16 protein-coding genes are annotated in these 15,388 nt (G+C 69.0%); 5 read left to right on the forward strand and 11 right to left on the reverse strand.

What is annotated here, in order from left to right; genetic code table 11:
• On the reverse strand, window positions 1-483 hold a 483-nt coding region (locus tag ABD255_RS17405), incomplete at its 3' end, for an AAA family ATPase (RefSeq protein WP_344215065.1).
• Window positions 484-601: 118 nt separating this feature from the next.
• On the reverse strand, window positions 602-1,702 hold the full coding sequence (locus ABD255_RS17410; protein ID WP_344215067.1) for an alpha/beta fold hydrolase: 1,101 nt from the start codon (window positions 1,700-1,702) through the stop codon (window positions 602-604).
• A 282-nt stretch (window positions 1,703-1,984) separates the two neighbouring features.
• On the opposite strand from ABD255_RS17410, the gene ABD255_RS17415 reads away from it, so the two are divergent.
• From ABD255_RS17415 to ABD255_RS17425, 3 genes are all read left to right on the forward strand, one after another.
• Window positions 1,985-4,762 (forward strand): helix-turn-helix transcriptional regulator, encoded by a 2,778-nt coding sequence (locus ABD255_RS17415; protein WP_344215069.1) that lies wholly within the window; start codon window positions 1,985-1,987, stop codon window positions 4,760-4,762.
• A gap of 203 nt (window positions 4,763-4,965) precedes the next feature.
• Entirely contained in the window at window positions 4,966-5,298 is a 333-nt protein-coding gene (locus ABD255_RS17420; protein WP_344215071.1) for a hypothetical protein, read from the forward strand.
• 2 nt (window positions 5,299-5,300) lie between these two features.
• Window positions 5,301-6,248, forward strand: a complete 948-nt coding sequence (locus tag ABD255_RS17425) for a redoxin domain-containing protein (protein ID WP_344215073.1) — start codon at window positions 5,301-5,303, stop codon at window positions 6,246-6,248.
• Here ABD255_RS17425 and ABD255_RS17430 read toward each other — a convergent pair.
• From ABD255_RS17430 to ABD255_RS17445, 4 genes are read right to left on the reverse strand one after another with little or no spacing between them, the layout of a single operon-like run.
• Complete coding sequence (locus ABD255_RS17430) at window positions 6,227-7,324, reverse strand: NAD(P)/FAD-dependent oxidoreductase (protein ID WP_344215075.1); 1,098 nt, start codon at window positions 7,322-7,324, stop codon at window positions 6,227-6,229. The two genes, ABD255_RS17425 and ABD255_RS17430, sit on opposite strands and share 22 nt — an antisense overlap.
• Complete coding sequence (locus tag ABD255_RS17435; RefSeq protein WP_344215077.1) at window positions 7,324-7,515, reverse strand: ferredoxin; 192 nt, start codon at window positions 7,513-7,515, stop codon at window positions 7,324-7,326. The genes ABD255_RS17430 and ABD255_RS17435 overlap by 1 nt, the downstream gene beginning before the upstream one ends.
• Window positions 7,515-8,417 (reverse strand): pyridoxamine 5'-phosphate oxidase family protein, encoded by a 903-nt coding sequence (locus ABD255_RS17440; protein WP_344215079.1) that lies wholly within the window; start codon window positions 8,415-8,417, stop codon window positions 7,515-7,517. The genes ABD255_RS17435 and ABD255_RS17440 overlap by 1 nt, the downstream gene beginning before the upstream one ends.
• 31 nt (window positions 8,418-8,448) lie before the next feature.
• A complete protein-coding gene (locus ABD255_RS17445) occupies window positions 8,449-8,913 on the reverse strand; it encodes a VOC family protein (protein ID WP_344215081.1) in 465 nt (154 codons plus the stop codon).
• Window positions 8,914-9,008: 95 nt separating this feature from the next.
• Between ABD255_RS17445 and ABD255_RS17450 the strand changes: the two genes are divergently transcribed.
• Entirely contained in the window at window positions 9,009-9,566 is a 558-nt protein-coding gene (locus ABD255_RS17450) for a CGNR zinc finger domain-containing protein (protein ID WP_344215083.1), read from the forward strand.
• 86 nt (window positions 9,567-9,652) lie between these two features.
• On the opposite strand, the gene ABD255_RS17455 is transcribed toward ABD255_RS17450, so the two are convergent.
• A complete protein-coding gene (locus ABD255_RS17455) occupies window positions 9,653-11,977 on the reverse strand; it encodes a CHAT domain-containing protein (RefSeq protein WP_344215084.1) in 2,325 nt (774 codons plus the stop codon).
• 177 nt (window positions 11,978-12,154) lie between these two features.
• Between ABD255_RS17455 and ABD255_RS17460 the strand changes: the two genes are divergently transcribed.
• The gene (locus ABD255_RS17460) at window positions 12,155-12,568 is read left to right on the forward strand and encodes a hypothetical protein (RefSeq protein ID WP_344215086.1); all 414 of its coding nucleotides are present in this window, start codon (window positions 12,155-12,157) and stop codon (window positions 12,566-12,568) included.
• A 103-nt stretch (window positions 12,569-12,671) separates the two neighbouring features.
• Here the strand turns inward: ABD255_RS17460 and ABD255_RS17465 are convergent, their stop codons facing one another.
• From ABD255_RS17465 to ABD255_RS17480, 4 genes are all read right to left on the reverse strand, one after another.
• Entirely contained in the window at window positions 12,672-13,838 is a 1,167-nt protein-coding gene (locus tag ABD255_RS17465) for a serine hydrolase domain-containing protein (RefSeq protein WP_344215088.1), read from the reverse strand.
• Window positions 13,839-14,003: 165 nt separating this feature from the next.
• Entirely contained in the window at window positions 14,004-14,231 is a 228-nt protein-coding gene (locus ABD255_RS17470) for a hypothetical protein (RefSeq protein WP_344215090.1), read from the reverse strand.
• Entirely contained in the window at window positions 14,225-14,647 is a 423-nt protein-coding gene (locus tag ABD255_RS17475; RefSeq protein ID WP_344215092.1) for a maleylpyruvate isomerase N-terminal domain-containing protein, read from the reverse strand. Before ABD255_RS17475 ends, ABD255_RS17470 begins: the two co-directional genes overlap by 7 nt.
• 105 nt (window positions 14,648-14,752) lie before the next feature.
• On the reverse strand, window positions 14,753-15,196 hold the full coding sequence (locus ABD255_RS17480) for an SRPBCC family protein (RefSeq protein ID WP_344215094.1): 444 nt from the start codon (window positions 15,194-15,196) through the stop codon (window positions 14,753-14,755).
• Between the last annotated feature and the right edge of the window lie 192 nt (window positions 15,197-15,388).

The following is a 15,388-nucleotide window of genomic DNA, read 5'->3' on the forward strand; positions in this document are numbered from 1 at the left end:
CGCCAACCGGCGGGCGACGAAGGTCAGCGCGTCCGCGGAGGCCTGGTCGAGCCACTGCCCATCGTCGACCAGGCACACCAGCGGTTGCTCGGTGCTGCCCTCCGCGAGCAGGTTGAGCACCGCCAGCCCGATCAGGAACCGATCCGGCGGATTGCCTGAGCGCAGCCCGAACGCCGTCTCGATCGCCTCGGCCTGTGGTTTCGGCAGCCGCGGCAGTTGATCGAGCAACGGACTGCAGAGCTGGTGCAAGCCGGCGAAGGCGAGCTCCATCTGCGACTCGACCCCCGAAACCCGCAGGGTGCGGCATTCCGCCGCGGCGCCGGCCAGGAACTCCAGCAGGGCCGACTTGCCGATCCCTGGCTCACCGCGCAGCACGAGCGTCGCACTCCGCCCCGAATGAGCGGCGTGCAACAACTCGCGCAACGTCTCGCATTCACTACGCCGACCGCGCAACCCTGGCCATGACTGGTTCGCCGACAGCACGACCGCCTCCTGGAGTGGCTGGCTGGGGAGGACGACCTGCTCCCCAGTGCGCGCCGTCAGAGATCACACTGCCATCACCTGCCTTCCAGGTCCACGGATATCCGGCTCCGACGGGGAGCTAGCGGGTCTTCGCGGCCGCGCGGTACGGGGCGAGGAACTCGGTCAGCGCCGCGAGCAGCTCGCGCGGCGCCTGCTCGGCGACCCAGTGACCGGCGCTGGGCAGCACCACGGTCGTCGCGTCGGTCGCCAGTTCCTTCATCGCGGCACCGACCATGCCGGCGTAGCTGTCCGCCCCGCCGATCCCCAGTACGGGCATGGTGAGGTCCGTCAGGGCGCGAGCCTTGTTCTGCTCCAGCGTGGCGTCCCAGGCGCGGTACAGCCCCATCCCGCCGCGCAGCACCTCGGGATCGGAGAAGAGGTCGTAGTAGTAGTTCAGCGCGTGGTCGGGCAACGACTTCCCGCCCTGGATCCTGAACTCGTACCCGAAGAAGATCTCTTCGCGTCCGCGGATGAGCTGTTCGGTCAGCGGGTCGTCGACCCGGTTGAACGCGATGTGCCACAACTTGTTGTTGTTCGCCGCGTCGATGAACAGCGGCGGGGAGTGGTCGAAGGTCGGTGGCCCGGGCACCTCGGCGACGGCGAGGCGGGCGACCCGGGGCCCGTGATCAGCGGCGAGGGCATAGCTGATCAGCAGGCCGGTGTCGTGGCCGACCACGGCGAACCGCTGGTGACCGAGCGCGGTCATCAAGGCGGCCAGGTCGTTGGCGAGGGTGGCCGAGTCGTACCCCGTCGAGGGCTTCTCGGTCAGCCCGATCCCGCGCTGGTCGACCGCGATGACGGTGAAGTGCCTGGCCAGCGCCGGCATCACCAGCCGCCAGGCGTACCAGTTCTCCGGCCAGCCGTGCACGAGCAACAGCGGCGGTCCCTCCCCTCCGATCACGACGTGCTGCCGCAGCCCGCCGGCCGTGACCATTCGGCTGCGGAACGTCTTGGTGAAGCCCGGCGGTAGGTGCGGCGCCGTCGAGACGGACCCGAACCCGGTGACCCGGGTGCGGCCGCGGGCGGCGGCCTGCGTCGTTTGTGCGCCGACCAGCGAGACGCCGGCCGCAAGGACCGCGCTGCCGGTGAAGGCACGGCGCGAGAACCCCCCGCGGGCGTCGGACGGCGGCGACGGCGGATCGATGTCTGCTCCGAGGGGTTCCTCCGGAGGCATGTTCATGACGTTCTCCTTTCCACCGGACTCAGGGGATCTGGTCTGGTGACGTCACGAAGCCTGCGGGCCCGCCCCAACGGCTCGCGCCCGGTACACCCCTGGACATCACCCGGGTCACCAGTTGGAACACCATTGCCCAACGCAAGGACGCGGTGCGAGGATGACGGCCTGGGGGCCAGTGCCTTTATTCGGATCGGCGTCGCCGGGGGTGCATGCGAGTTGCCGTACATCGTCTTGACGAGCGTTGGCGACTTCTCGGCTCCCACTACTCGGCGCCTGGTCTGAGTCGTGGGCGCACGGCGTTCGCAAGTTCTGCTGGGCCGACGCGGCGAGTGTGAGGTGCTCGACCTCCTCCTGGAAGAAGTTCGCAGCGGCCACAGCGCGGTCCGGGTCGTTCGCGGCGAGGCCGGTGTCGGAAAGACCGCCCTCCTGCAGTACTGCGCCCGGCAGGCGGCCGACTTCCAGATCGCGAGGGTCGCCGGCGTCGAGTCGGAGATGGAACTGCCCTTCGCGGGACTGCACCAACTCTGCGCACCGATGCTCGATCAGCTCGACTCGCTGCCCGAGCCGCAGCAGGTCGCGCTGAACGTCGCTTTGGGGATCGCCCCCGGCGAACCTCCCGATCACTTTCTCGTCGCGCTCGCCGCGCTCGGTCTGCTCTCCGAGGCCGCGGCCCGGCAACCGCTGCTGTGTCTCGTCGACGATGCGCAGTGGCTCGACAGCGCCTCCGGCCAGGTCCTCGGTTTCGTCGCCCGGCGACTGCTGGCGGACTCGGTGGCCATCGTGTTCGCCGTTCGCGAGCCGAGCACCGAGAGCGAGCTGATGGACCTGCCGGAACTGTGGCTGCACGGACTTCCCGAAGAGGATGCGCGCGCGCTCCTCGCGAGGGCCATCCCGGGCCGGCTCGACCGACGGGTCCGGGACCGCCTGCTGGCCGAGATGCGGGGAAATCCGCTCGCCCTGCTCGAGCTGCCTCGCCGGTTGAGTGCGACGCAGTTGCCCGGCGGGTTCCGGCTGCAGGGGCCACAGGACCTGCTCAACCGGATCGAGCAGAGTTTCCAGCAGCGGCTCCAAGAGCTCCCCAAGGAGGCCCGCCTGCTGTTGCTCGTCGCCGCGGCCGAGCCCGCCGACGACCCACTCCTGGTGTGGCGGGCCGCCGAGCGGCTCGGCATCCGGGCCTCGGCGGCCGCGGCCACCGAAGCCGAAGGGCTGCTGGTGATCGACGCGAGCGTCAGGTTCCGGCATCCGCTGGTGCGGTCCGCGATCTACCGGTCAGCGTCGTCGAAAGACCGCCGCGCGGCGCACGTGGCGCTGGCGGAGGCGACCGACGGACAGGCCGACCCGGACCGTCGTGCCTGGCACCTCGCGGCCGCCGCGGCCAGACCCGACGAGCAGCTCGCCTTGGAGCTGCAGCAATCGGCCGGTCGAGCCCGGGCCCGAGGCGGTCTCGCCGCGGCGGCCGCGTTCCTGCGGCGCTCGGTCGTGCTGACCCGGGATCCGGACCGGCGGGTGGGCCGCGTACTGGCGGCCACCCAAGCCAGTCTGCATGCCGGTGAGTTCGACGCCGCGCTGGACCTGCTGGCCGCCGCGGAGACCGGAGCACTGGACGAGCTGCAGCGAGCGCGAGTGGACCTGCTCCGGGCGCAGATCGTTTCCGCCTCCGGCGCCGGGAGCAAGGCACCGGGGCAGCTGCTCAAAGCCGCCAAGCGGCTGGAGCAGCTCGATCCGGAACTCGCCCGCGAGACCTACCTGGACGCGTGGGGCGCCGCGTTGTTCGCCGGCGAGCTGGCCACCACCGGTACCTTGCACGACGTCTCCCGAGCCGCCAGGGCTGCCCCGCGGCCGACCAACCCCACCGTGCAGGCGGCCGATCTGCTGCTGGACGGCCTCTCTGTCTTGATGACCGAAGGTCGCCGAGCCGCGGCAGCCACGCTGAAAAGGGCGGTTCGCAGCTACCGCGACGACGAACTCTCCGTGGAGAAGGGTCTTCAGTGGGGCGTCCTCGCCTCCACCGCCTCGGTCGAGCTGTGGGACTTCGAGAGCTGGGAGGCGGTCATCACCCGCCAGATGGTGCTCGCGCGCGACGCGGGCGCACTCGCACCGCTCTCGGTCGCCCTGAACGGCACCGGCATCGTCGTCGCCTGGCGCGGTGACTTCACGGCTGCCGCCCGGGTGATCGTCGAGGCCGACGCCGTCACCGAGGCCACCCGGACCCGGATCGCGCCGTACGGCGGGATCTTGTTCGCGGCCTTGCGGGGAAGGGAAGCCGAGGCCCGGGCGCGGATCGACGACACGATCGACAACGCCCTGGCCAGTGGCGAGGGACTGGCCGTTCAGTGGGCCCGCTGGTCGACCGCGGTGCTCTACAACGGCCTGGGCCGGTACGAGGAAGCGCTGGCCGGGGCGCAACTGGCCGCCGCCGACGGGATGCCGGACCTGTTCGTCACCACCTGGGCCCTGCCCGAGCTGATCGAGGCAGCGGCGAAGCTCGGGCGGCCGGAGCTCTGCGCCGGCCCCCTCGAGCGACTGCGCGACAGCACGAACGTGACCCGCACCGACTGGGGTCTCGGGATCGCGGCTCGCAGCGAGGCTCTCGTCAGCGAAGGCGACGCCGCCGATCGCCTCTACCGCGAGGCGATCGAGCGGTTGCGCACCACCCGGCTTCGCCCGGAACTGGCTCGCGCCCATCTGCTCTACGGTGAGTGGCTCCGTCACGAGCAGCGGCGCCCGGACGCGCGCAGCCAGTTGAACATCGCGTACACCATGCTCGCCGGGATGGGAGCCGACGGTTTCGCCGACCGGGCCCGGCAGGAGTTGCGGGCCACCGGCGCCACTGTCCGCTCCAGCGGTGACGCGCCGCGGCACGAGCTCACCGCGCAGGAAGACCACATCGCCAGGCTCGCCCGCGACGGCCGGACGAACGGACAGATCGGCGCGGAGCTCTACCTCAGCCCACGCACCGTCGAGTGGAACCTCAAGAAGGTGTTCACCAAGCTCGGCATCGGCTCCCGCAGAGAGTTGCGCGACGCCCTCCCGACCCCGGAAGAGGAATCCACCGCGGTGTGATCACGAACCCGGACGGCAACCTGGCTACTGCGGGATGTCACCACCCGACTCCCGGGTCGCGTCGACTCCCCGCTCACCAACTCGTCCTGAGCGGCCCGGGAGTACGGCAGTCAGCGGACCAGGGTGTCCAAAGGGTGCGAGCATCGCCCGTGAGCGCGAAAGTGGAGGGGTCGATTCACTGGACACCTTTCTAGGAGTGCGCCATGGAATGGCTGATGGCCGGCATCTGCTGGGCGACCTTCGCCCAGACTCCCCCGCCGCCACGATGCGGTCCGCCGACGGAGCTCGACCTGGTAGTGATCCGGCTCTCGTACGAGGTGGCCGCGGAGGTATCGACCTGCGGGAGATGCGGCGCACCACTCGGTGCCGGGCTCCACGTGCTGACGCAGTACGACGGGCGGCGGCGCGACTGGCGCATCTCGGTCGCCACTCGGTGTCATGGCTGGCGCAGACATCGTCACCTCGCGGTGGTCCGCGAGACCTCCAACGAACTGCGGCTCGGGCCGCTCCGTCCTTGTGCCAGGAGTTGGGAGTGACCGTGGTCGGACGTACCCAGATGCCCTCGTTCGCCGGAGCGACCGGCTGGCTCAACTCCCCGCCGCTCGACGGTCCCGACCTGCGCGACCGCGTCGTCCTGGTCGACTTCTGGACCCTGACCTGCATCAACTGGCTGCGCACCGAGCCCTACATCCGCGCGTGGTCGCGCGCCTACCGGGATGACGGGTTGACCGTGATCGGCGTCCACACGCCGGAGTTCTCGTTCGAGCACGACCTCGAACTGGTGCGGCAGGCCACGAAGGAGCGTGAGATCGACTACCCCGTGGCCGCCGACAACGACTACGGGGTCTGGAACGCCTTCACCAACCGCTACTGGCCCGCGCTGTACTTCGTCGACCGGCGCGGCGTCATCCGCGACCGGCATTTCGGCGAAGGACGCTACGAGGAGTCGGAGCGAGTCATCCAGCAGTTGCTCGGCATCGAGCGCGACCCCGTCCGGGTCGAAGGAACCGGTGTTGAGGCCGAGGCCGACTGGAACAACCTGCGAACCCCCGAGACTTACCTCGGCTACGGCCGCAGCGCGCAGTTCGCCTCAGCCGGCGGCCTCGCGTACGGCGTACGCCGGTCGTACGAACTCCCCGACCGCCTTCCCATGAATCACTGGGCCTTCGCCGGTCAGTGGACCGCCGGCCAGGAGTACGCCGTACTGGATGAGGCCGGCGGATCCATCGCCATCCGCTTCCACGCGCGAGACGCCCACCTCGTTCTCTCCCGCGGCGGGGATGCCCCGATCCCCTTCCGAGTGACCCTCGACGACGAACCTCCCGGTCCTTCCCACGGCGTCGACGTCGACCCCGCCGGGAACGGGCTGCTCGCCGACGCACGCATGTACCAACTGATCCGCCAACCCGGCCCGATCCGTGAACGAACCCTCCGGATCACCTTTGAAGCCCCTACCGCCGAGGCCTACGCCTTCACCTTCGGCTGAATCAGGCGAGCGGCCAGCTCGGCGCGGTACTGGGCGAGTCTGCTGGTGCGGTTGACGGTGAGGGCGCCGACCAGTTCGGAGTCGCGCCAGTAGGTGACGACCAGGCGCCTCGCGTCGAGGTCTTGTTCCTCGACGACAGGTGAGCCGAAACGCGGCAGGCCAACAGCACGCAGGCGGGCGTCGTACAGGTCTGACCAGAACGACGGTACGGCGCTGAACGGGACTGGTTGCTCCGGGAAGAGGAGGTTCCGCGCCGCGGTCTCCGCTTGGTCCACCGCGTTGCTCCAGTGCTGGACGGTGATGGCCTCACCTCCCGCCAACGGGTGAGGCCAGCGCACGACGTCACCGACCGCGACGATGTCGCCATCCTGACCGAGTGGGCGCAACCACCGATCGCACACCACTCCGTCGGACAACTGAAGACCCGATCCCTGCAGCCATTCGGTGTTCGGTCTGGCTCCGATCGCGGCAACCAGTAGATCCGCCGACGGGTATTTCGCTGTCTGCGGGTGGAGGATCACGCCGGCGCGGCGGTGCAGATCGGCGACCAGGTTGGCCACCGGTTCACCCGCAGCCGCCAGCAGCGGCAGAGCTTGTCTCATCACCAGATCGACTTCACAACCGCGCTGCCGGGCGGCGACGGCGATCTCGTTGCCGAGGAAGCCGCCGCCCAGGACCGTGATCCGACGGCCCCGGAGAAGCTGGTCCCGCAAGGCGACCGCATCATCCAGCGAGCGAAGGGTCCACGCGCCGTCAACACCGGCAGCCCGTGCGCCCGTTGCGATCACCAGACCGTCGTACTGCGTCCGCCGTCCGTCCGCGAGCGTGATCTGGTGCCTGTCGGGATCCAGGCTCACCACGGGAGTGCCGAGAACCAGCTCCGCCTCCAATTCGGTTGCTAGCGGCAACGTTGAGACCCGGCCCGCCAGCAAACCCTTGGACAACGGCGGCCGGTCGTACGGCGGATGCGGTTCCGCGCCGACGATCGTGATCGGCCCGCGGTGACCGAGACGGCGTACCGCCTCGGCCGTCCGCAGGCCGGCCAACGACGCGCCCACGACGACAATGTGGCGCATCAGCCCTCGCTGACGCTGATCGCCCGCACCGGACAGGACGCCGCCGCGGTCCGCACCGCGGCGTCGAAGGCTGCTGACGGTTCGGCGACATAGGTCAACTGCTCGTCGTCGTCGAACGCGAAGACCTCTGGCGCCGCGAACACACACTGGCCGTGGTTCTGACACAACCCAAGGTCGACCGCGACGCCCATCAGTCGTGCACCGGCGGGTTGAAGCGAGACGGGACTGCCGGGGTCCACGACAGCGGGTTACCGCCGTCCACCTGGACCACCCGCTCGACTTCGAAACTGACCTGCCGCTGGGCGCCGGGTACTCCCGGATCCGCGTCCCACTCGACCTGGGCGCGGCCGGACACCTGCAACGTCGTACCGGTCTCCCAATCGACGAACAGCAGTCCGGCCGCGGGGTCCTCCTGCAGATTGCCGAGCGTCATCATCATCGCGTTCCCCACATAGTCGGGCCACCGCAGCGAACGATCTCCCAGCACCTGGACGAATCCGCGGTTGCCGCCGCGGTGAGACGCATCGGCCTCGCCGCCCGCTGACCTGGTGGCGACGAAGAACGTGTCCGCCGCCGCAATCAGTTGCCGCTGGCCGGCATCGAGCGCTACGGACTCCCGTGCGTTCGTGGAACCGACCGGCGCAACCTCCTCGATCCGGCGCTGCTGGATGTATTTCGGACAGTTGGCGTAGACCTGACGCACCGCAATCCGCAGGCCGGCACGCGTAGGTTCGGCATCGCCATTCACTCGCATGCGACGCCGGGTTGCCGGGTCGATCAGGATCGCCCCGACCGGAGCGGCGTGGGTCAGCACCGAACGCAGCGGGTCACCGTCAGCCGGTACAGCCGCGACGTCGAGGGTGAACTCGTCCAGAGCCGCGGCGAAACCAGGCTCACCGACCAGGAGTGAGGCCCACATCCGACCGTCCGGGTCGGCGGCACCGAGGACCAGGAAGTGCTGTTCGGTGATGAACCGCGCGGCCACGCCCGGAATGCTCGTGCCGATCGCCGGGCGCGACCTCTCGGCCTCGGTCCGCAGGCCGGCGCGTTGCTGCGCCAGCCGCTCGCCGGGGTGGTACTGGATCGTCGTCATTGGTTCTTCCTCTCGAGCCGGCCGACTCGGCTCAGAAGAACCCACAGGTCGGGGCCGCACCGGACGGAGCCGGAGCGGAATCCGCGCCACTCGGCGAGTACACCTCGAGGCGGATGCCGTCCGGGTCGCTGAAGAAGATGCCGCCCGAGGACACGCCCTCGCCGTGCGGCACGACGCCGTCGTACAGGAACTCCGCGCCGAGTTCCTCGAGCGTGGCCTGCACGCCCTGGACCTCCTCGATCGTCTCCACCTGGAACGACAGGTGGTGAAGCCCGGCCTGGCCGGCCGCGAACTCAGCGCCGGCCTGCTGCCACAAGGTGACCAGCAGTTTGCCGCCCTGGCCGAGGAACGCCCAGCGCCGGTCCGCCTCAGTGCCTTCGGCCTGTACTTCGAAGCCGAGCACCCGCTGGTAGAACGCGAGCGACCGCTCCAGATTCGTCACGTTCAGGCCGACGTGACCGGTCGTCAGAGCGGTGGGTACGGCGGTGGTGGTCATGACAGGTTCCTCCAAGGTCTAACCAGTAAGTGCACTAATACTGGATAGAACACTTCTAACTTGTCAAGCCCATCTCATCGGTTACAGTTGTCGCCATGGACCCACGCCCCCTGAACGGTGAGCCCGTGAGTATGGATCTGCTCAACACCGTCTGGGTGGACGGCGGCCGGCACCACGACCTGCTCGACACGGCCGACGGCCTCGAGACGTGGTTGTCCGGCCAGACCTTCCCCGGGGCCACCCTGAGCGGCGTGACGACGGAGACGGCGCGCAAGCGGCTGATCGAACTGCGTGAGGTGCTTCGCACCGTCGTGGCGGCCCAACTGGCCGGTCAGCCGAACGCCGCCGCCCAGGCCCAACTCAACAAGCGGTTGGGCCGAGGCCGCCTCATCCGCAGCCTCGGCCCAACCGGCCCTGAAGTAACACCCGCCGTCGACGACCCCGCCGACCTCCTCCCCTGGCTCGCCGCCGACGACTACCTACGCCTCCTGGAGCAGGACCCGACCCGAATCCGCGCCTGCGCCCACCCGGATTGCGTCCTGCATTTCTACGACACCAGCCGCAAGGCGAACCGCCGCTGGTGCTCCATGTCCGGCTGCGGCAACCGCGCCAAAGCCGCCCGCCACTACGCCCGCACCAAAGACGCTGACTGACCAGCGCGGGTTGCTACTTCGGACCTTGTCGTAGGCGGTTGCTGGACTTCCAGGTAGCGCTTCAGGCCGCTCGCACCCGGACCAAGTCAACGAGAACCGGGCGCGCCGATGGATACCAGCGGAGCCCAGTCGATGAGGCGGCACGCGCCTCCCGTTTCCGCGAGATAGTCGCGCTGGGCTGCGCGAAGGGCGGCCGGCGCCGTCTTGCCGGCCGCCAGGCCGGTGTACACGTTGGCAAGGATGCGGCCCGTCGCACGGTCCGGAACCCGGTGCAGTGCACCGACCACCCCACGCGCACCGCGGAGTAGGGCGACGGTCGGCAGGCCGATCGGTTCGTGCCCCGGCTCGTGGTCGAGCCCGCCCGACCAGCACGCGCCCATGACCCACCACAACGGCACCTCGCAGTACAGCAGCAGACCGGCGAACAGCCGGCTCTCCGCACCGATGCGTAGTGCGTGCGCGAGACCGCGGACGTGGTCGCCGTGTGCGCTGACAACACCGAGGTCGAACTTCGCTCTTCCCTGCAGCGCGGACACGAGGTGACCGGCCACGGGAGGTACTTCGGTCAGCCGGAAGTGCCGCGCCAGCGTGTCCCGCTCCACCGAAGTACCCCGAAGTCCGGGGTCCAGCAGAGCGATCGCCTTCCGGACTCGTCGTACCTTCCGCGTGCTCGCGATGGCGGCCACAGCCAACGACGGCGCGAGCGCGACCGTGGCCAGTTCCACCAGCGGAACGGCTCCGATCGTGAGGCCGGCGAACGGCACGGCCCACATCTCCTCGGCCGGGACGATCACCAACTCGACGTTTCCTCGTTGTGCGACCAGTTCGGCCTGCAGGCGCTCGGGAATCAGACTGGCCAGCCCCGCCTGCCAGCGATGACTCGGTCGATCGAGCAACGCCGGGACCGCCTTCGGGTCGGCGAACGAGCGAATCCATCTGGTCTGCTGCGCGTCCAACAGGATCTCGTGCACCGTTGGTACACCCGGCAGGGGCGGAACCCAGACGGCATGGACGGTGGCGAGGTCACCGTTCCACGCGATGTCGTAGACCATCGCGTGGGGCACCGGCCCGAGTTTGCCGCGCAGGGTTTCGATGGATTCCACCTTGCCGGCCCGGCGCAGCAGAGCAGTGCCGACAAGATCCGCCAACTGCGCGTGGTCCTGCTCCAGCGCCTCGGCAGTCATCGCGTTCCAGCCGGCGGCCGCCTTGGCACTCATGGTGCCGGACGCCTTGAACGGCTCGGACCGGGCGTCCTCGAACGTGGAGATGTTGCGCAGAAGCTTGACCAGCTTGCCGTCCAGGTCGAAGCCGGCAGCCGCCAGCGCGGATGGATCACCGTCCAAGGTGGCTGCCAGTGCTTGCGCGCGCTGGCTCTCGATGATCTCCAGCGCGGCGGGCCCGTCCCCCGCGGCCGCCGCGAGCCCGAGTGCTCGCACGTAGTGGTGGCGGCGGTCCTGGTACCACCGCGCCTGGTTGCGGGCGTTGCCGATCCGCCGTCGCTGCTGTTCCAGCAGCCGCACCTCCTCGAGCGCCTCACGTGCCGCGCTGTCGAGGCGCCCCTGCTGGGCTGCGATGTCCGCCAGGGCCGCGCGTTGGAGCGCGTCGCTCCCAGTCCAGCCCTTGCCTGCATCCATCGCTCGGCGGTGATAGTCCTCGGCCGTACTCGGATTTCCAGTGGCCAGCTCAGTGTCGGCGAGCATCGAGAGGACCGCCGCGCCGAGGCTCTCGTCGGCGAGCTTGGGGACGAGTTCACGGGCGGCGAGCAACGACGAGTGCGCGTACTCGAGATCCGCGGCGTCTGCCATCGCCACAGTTGCCAAACCCAGCAGCGAAGACACCTCGCCGTCGACGTAGTCGCACTCACGGGCGATGCGGACCGCTTCCTCCAGGGCAGACCTCGCCTCCTCGGCGGCTCCCTGCTGTCGCGCAGCCCTGGCTGTCAGATTGAGCGCGTAAACCCGGCCCCGATCGTCACCGGCCGCCACGTAGAGCTCGACCGCCCTCCGCGCTGACGCGGCGTCGACCCCGTCTTCCTCGGACAGGTCCAGGGTGCACAGCCGGCAGATGACGTCTGCCTGCCCTTTCGGATTGCCGGCCGCCTCGTGGACGGCGAGAGCCTTCTCGAGGGCCAGCCGGGCCAGGTCCGGATCATCCAACCTGATCCCGACCTCGTAGAGCTGGTCCCCCAGTGTCGCCAGTCCGTCGTCCATCTGCGGGAGAACCGCATCCGCGATCGCCGCGAGCTCGCCGGCAAAGCGGCCCAGGATCTCGTCCTTACCTCTGGGGTCGCCACTTTCCCCGTACAGACGCAGGGCGGCTGTGAAGGCTTCGTTCCGAACCTCGCGATCGCCGAGCGGGAACTGTTCGGAGTACAGCTCCAGCAAGGCTTGAGCCTTCGCCTTCGCGCTCATGGTCGAACTGCGAAGGATCTGCCGCAACCTCTTCGCCGCGTCGGTCTGTCCCCGTCGACGTCCGAACATCGCAACCCCCAGCACGATCCGACCTGACTCCGGGTTGCAGATCGTACGCGGGACATTACCGAAGTGGTAGCTTGCCGCGTGCGCAGAAACACTCAACGTGTCGCAAGCATGGTGATTCTTCTCGTTGCCGGCGGTGCCTTCATCGCGCTGGCGGCGACGGCGATGCTCACCGACCACGAGGTCCTGGCCGGGGCCTTCGGCCTCCTCGCGCTGCTGGGCTTCAGCCTGGCCGCGCTGGCGCCTCGGATGCAGGGCGAGGTCAAAGCGGGCTTGAACGGCTTCAGCTTCGAACTGATCCGGGAGGTGGTCGATGCCGGAGACCACGGCGACAGTCCGGACGACGTGATCCTGACGGCAGTGCGCAAGGCGATCCGCGACCAAAATCCGTCGACCGAGCCCGATCTCGAGGAAGAATCCGACGACTACCGGGACGGTCCGGGCAAAGCGGCCACCACCGACCAACTGGCCGAGGCGCTCCTGGCGCGGGCCCGACGGAGGCTCGCAGCCGCAGATCGCTCGTAGCGATCGCAACGGCCGCGCCCACGTCCCGTTTCGTCGACGTCCACCGGTACGACCGCCGGCCGCACTCGGTTGAGTGCGGCCGGCAGTCGTACGGTGTGGCCGGCTACTTTCCGGCGTTGTACGCGTTGATCAGCACAGTGCAGGGCGAGAGGCCGCCGAGGTTCTGGCTGTTGAAGATGACGCCGGCCTCGACGCCGCCGGGGAACTTGGCGTGGCAGGTGTTCAGTTGCGTGCCGTTGTAGTCGAGCTTGCCGTCATGCCAGTAGATGCCGACGTTCGCGCCGCTGTTGGAGCCGCCGCGCCAGCCCAGCTTCTGGCTGTCCATCTGGTTGCGAACGGTGTCCGAGACAATGGTGCCGTGGGCAAGGTGTGCCTGCCAGCGGACCAGGTCCATGGCCGACAGGTGCAGGCCGCGGTGTCCGGCGCACTGCTCGAAGTCGGCGCCGGCGAGCTTGTACAGATGACCACCGGCAGCGGTGTTGTTGACGTTGTAGGCCATCGCCGCGGTGTCTGGGTTGGCGGGCACACAAGAGGTGGCGGCGATGCCGGCGGGAGCGAGCAGCCGCTCGTTCATGTAGGCCAGTGACCAGTAGCCGGAGTTGGTCGACGTGACGGCCGGGACGCCGCGCGCCGGCTCCACCGTGCGCCACAGGCGGGGAATGATCAGCCGCAGGATCGCGTAGTTCATGTTGGTGTACAACCCGGTCGACGGAACCGTCGGTTCCAGGCCCATCGCGTACTCGATCCCGGCGTACCCCTTGTTGTACTGCGCCTTCTGCGCGTCGGTGAGCGTCTGCTCCAACTGCTCCAGGCCGGAGGTGTGGGTGAGCAGGTGCTTGAAGGTCACCTTGTCCCAGACCGGCTTGGCCTTCTGCTGGAAGGCGAGCGGCAGGAACGGCTTGATCGGCGAGTTGACCGTCAGGCCCGGCGTCTGCTCGATCAGTTTCTGGATCGCCACCGCGGTGAAGTTCTTGGTCGCGCTGGCGATCTCGATCCGGGTGGTGCTGGTGAAGTTGACGTTGCCGTCGGGGCCGGTGCGGGCCTTGCCGCCGGCGCCAGAGGCGGCGTACTTTCCGTTCTCGGCGATGGCGTAGGCGAAGCCGACCGTGTTGCCGCGGCCGAGCGCCGACTGGATCGAGGTGGCCATGGCGGCGGTGTCGACGCCCGGGTTGATGATGACGTCGGCCGAGGCGGTGCCGGCGGTGGCCCCCACGGCGGTGAACAGAGCGGCCGCGGTAGCGGCCGTGGCGATGGTGCGCTTCAGGAACATTGTGGCTCTCCCCCTGGTCGTCACCGGCTGTTCCGGTGTCTTGCCACAACCATCGCGGCCGGCCACCCCCCAGCGCATGAGGGTCAATCCCTCATCCCCGCTCTTGGGGGGTACGACGTGGGGGTGGCTGCGACCTGGGGGGTGCCGCGACCGGGGGGTTCCGTCTCAGCAGCGGGTGCGCAACTCCGGGACCCCGTCGCCGTCGAGGTCGTCGCAGTACGTCGCGCGGCCGATCATCGCCATGGTCAGCGCGATCGTGGGTCCGGTGACCGCGAGTCCCTGGCCGGTGCTGAAGCCGGTATCGGTGGCCGTGAGCCGAAGTCCTCCGATCCGGCCCTTGGCCGGCACGACGAGATCGCTGCCTGCGTAGTACTCGGCGACGGTGGTCAGCACGTCGGCAGGATAGGAACGGCGGATGCCCAGCGGTCTGCGGATGTCTTCTGCATGGGCGACGGTTTCGGCGAGTGCCCACTCCGCGCTGCCACGTCGCCCCAGCGGTGTGGTGGAGCGGTCAACCGTCGCGCCGAACCGGGCGAGTGTGTCGACCGAGACTCGCCCAACTGCTCACGCAGACGCATCAACACCTGCGCGTCGAAGTCGAAGCGTTGACGCAACACCCCGGCGAACCACCGCGGAAACGACAGCGTCGCGCCGGCCGTCAGATGCGCGACCACCTCGCGGACGCTGAACTCGGTACACAGCGATCTGCTGCGCCACTGCTCATCGGTCAAACCCGCCAGGTCAGCAGCCAACGCTCGCCGCTCAGCGTGGACCAGCGTCCAGGTCGTCGTCGTGGTCGCAGCGTTCACGGGGCCTCCTCATGCTCGGGGATGTCGGAAGTCAGACCCCTCCCCTGGTCGGCGACTCATCTCTGCGTGACGCAGATCACCATCCCAAGCATGAGCCGTGAGCGCTCAGCCGGCGGACTCGAGCCGGGCTTTCAGGCGGGCCATGTTGCGCTGCATCTCCTTGCGCGACTGAGGCCGCACCAGCAGCGGCACCAGAACTCTGCCGATCCCATGGCCGGTGAAGTCCAGGTCGATCGTGACCCGCGACGCCTGACCGTCGTCGATCGGCTCGACGGTCACGTCCACGGTCGCCCGGATCGGACCGTCGATCCCCCGCACACCCCACCCCCGAGGCGGATCCATCCGGGTGACCTCCGAGGCGACCTCCCGCTCCCGCCCACCGATCCGCCGCGTCGTCCGGCAGATCTCCCCGACCGCGGCCACCTCGCCGTCCAAACTCCCGCCGGTCACATTCTGCTGCCACTCACTGAACCTGCCCGGATCGGTGACATAGGCGAACACCTCCTCCGGCCTGTCGGCGATCTCGACCTGCGACACGATAAATGCCATCTCGGCTTCCTCCTCACGAGGACCTTCCGGTGGAGCTTCGTGGCTCCCTTTCACCAGCATGACGAACAACCCGGCCCGAAATCGACAGCGGGTAGCCGGCTCGGCACCTTGCCCAGCAGGCGAAGGGGACCCGTTGACGGGTCCGTTGGACGGGACTAGCGTCGAGAGCAATCCCCAGACAGGCGTTGGCCT

Source organism: Kribbella sancticallisti (assembly GCF_039530625.1).
GTDB classification, from domain to species: domain Bacteria; phylum Actinomycetota; class Actinomycetes; order Propionibacteriales; family Kribbellaceae; genus Kribbella; species Kribbella sancticallisti.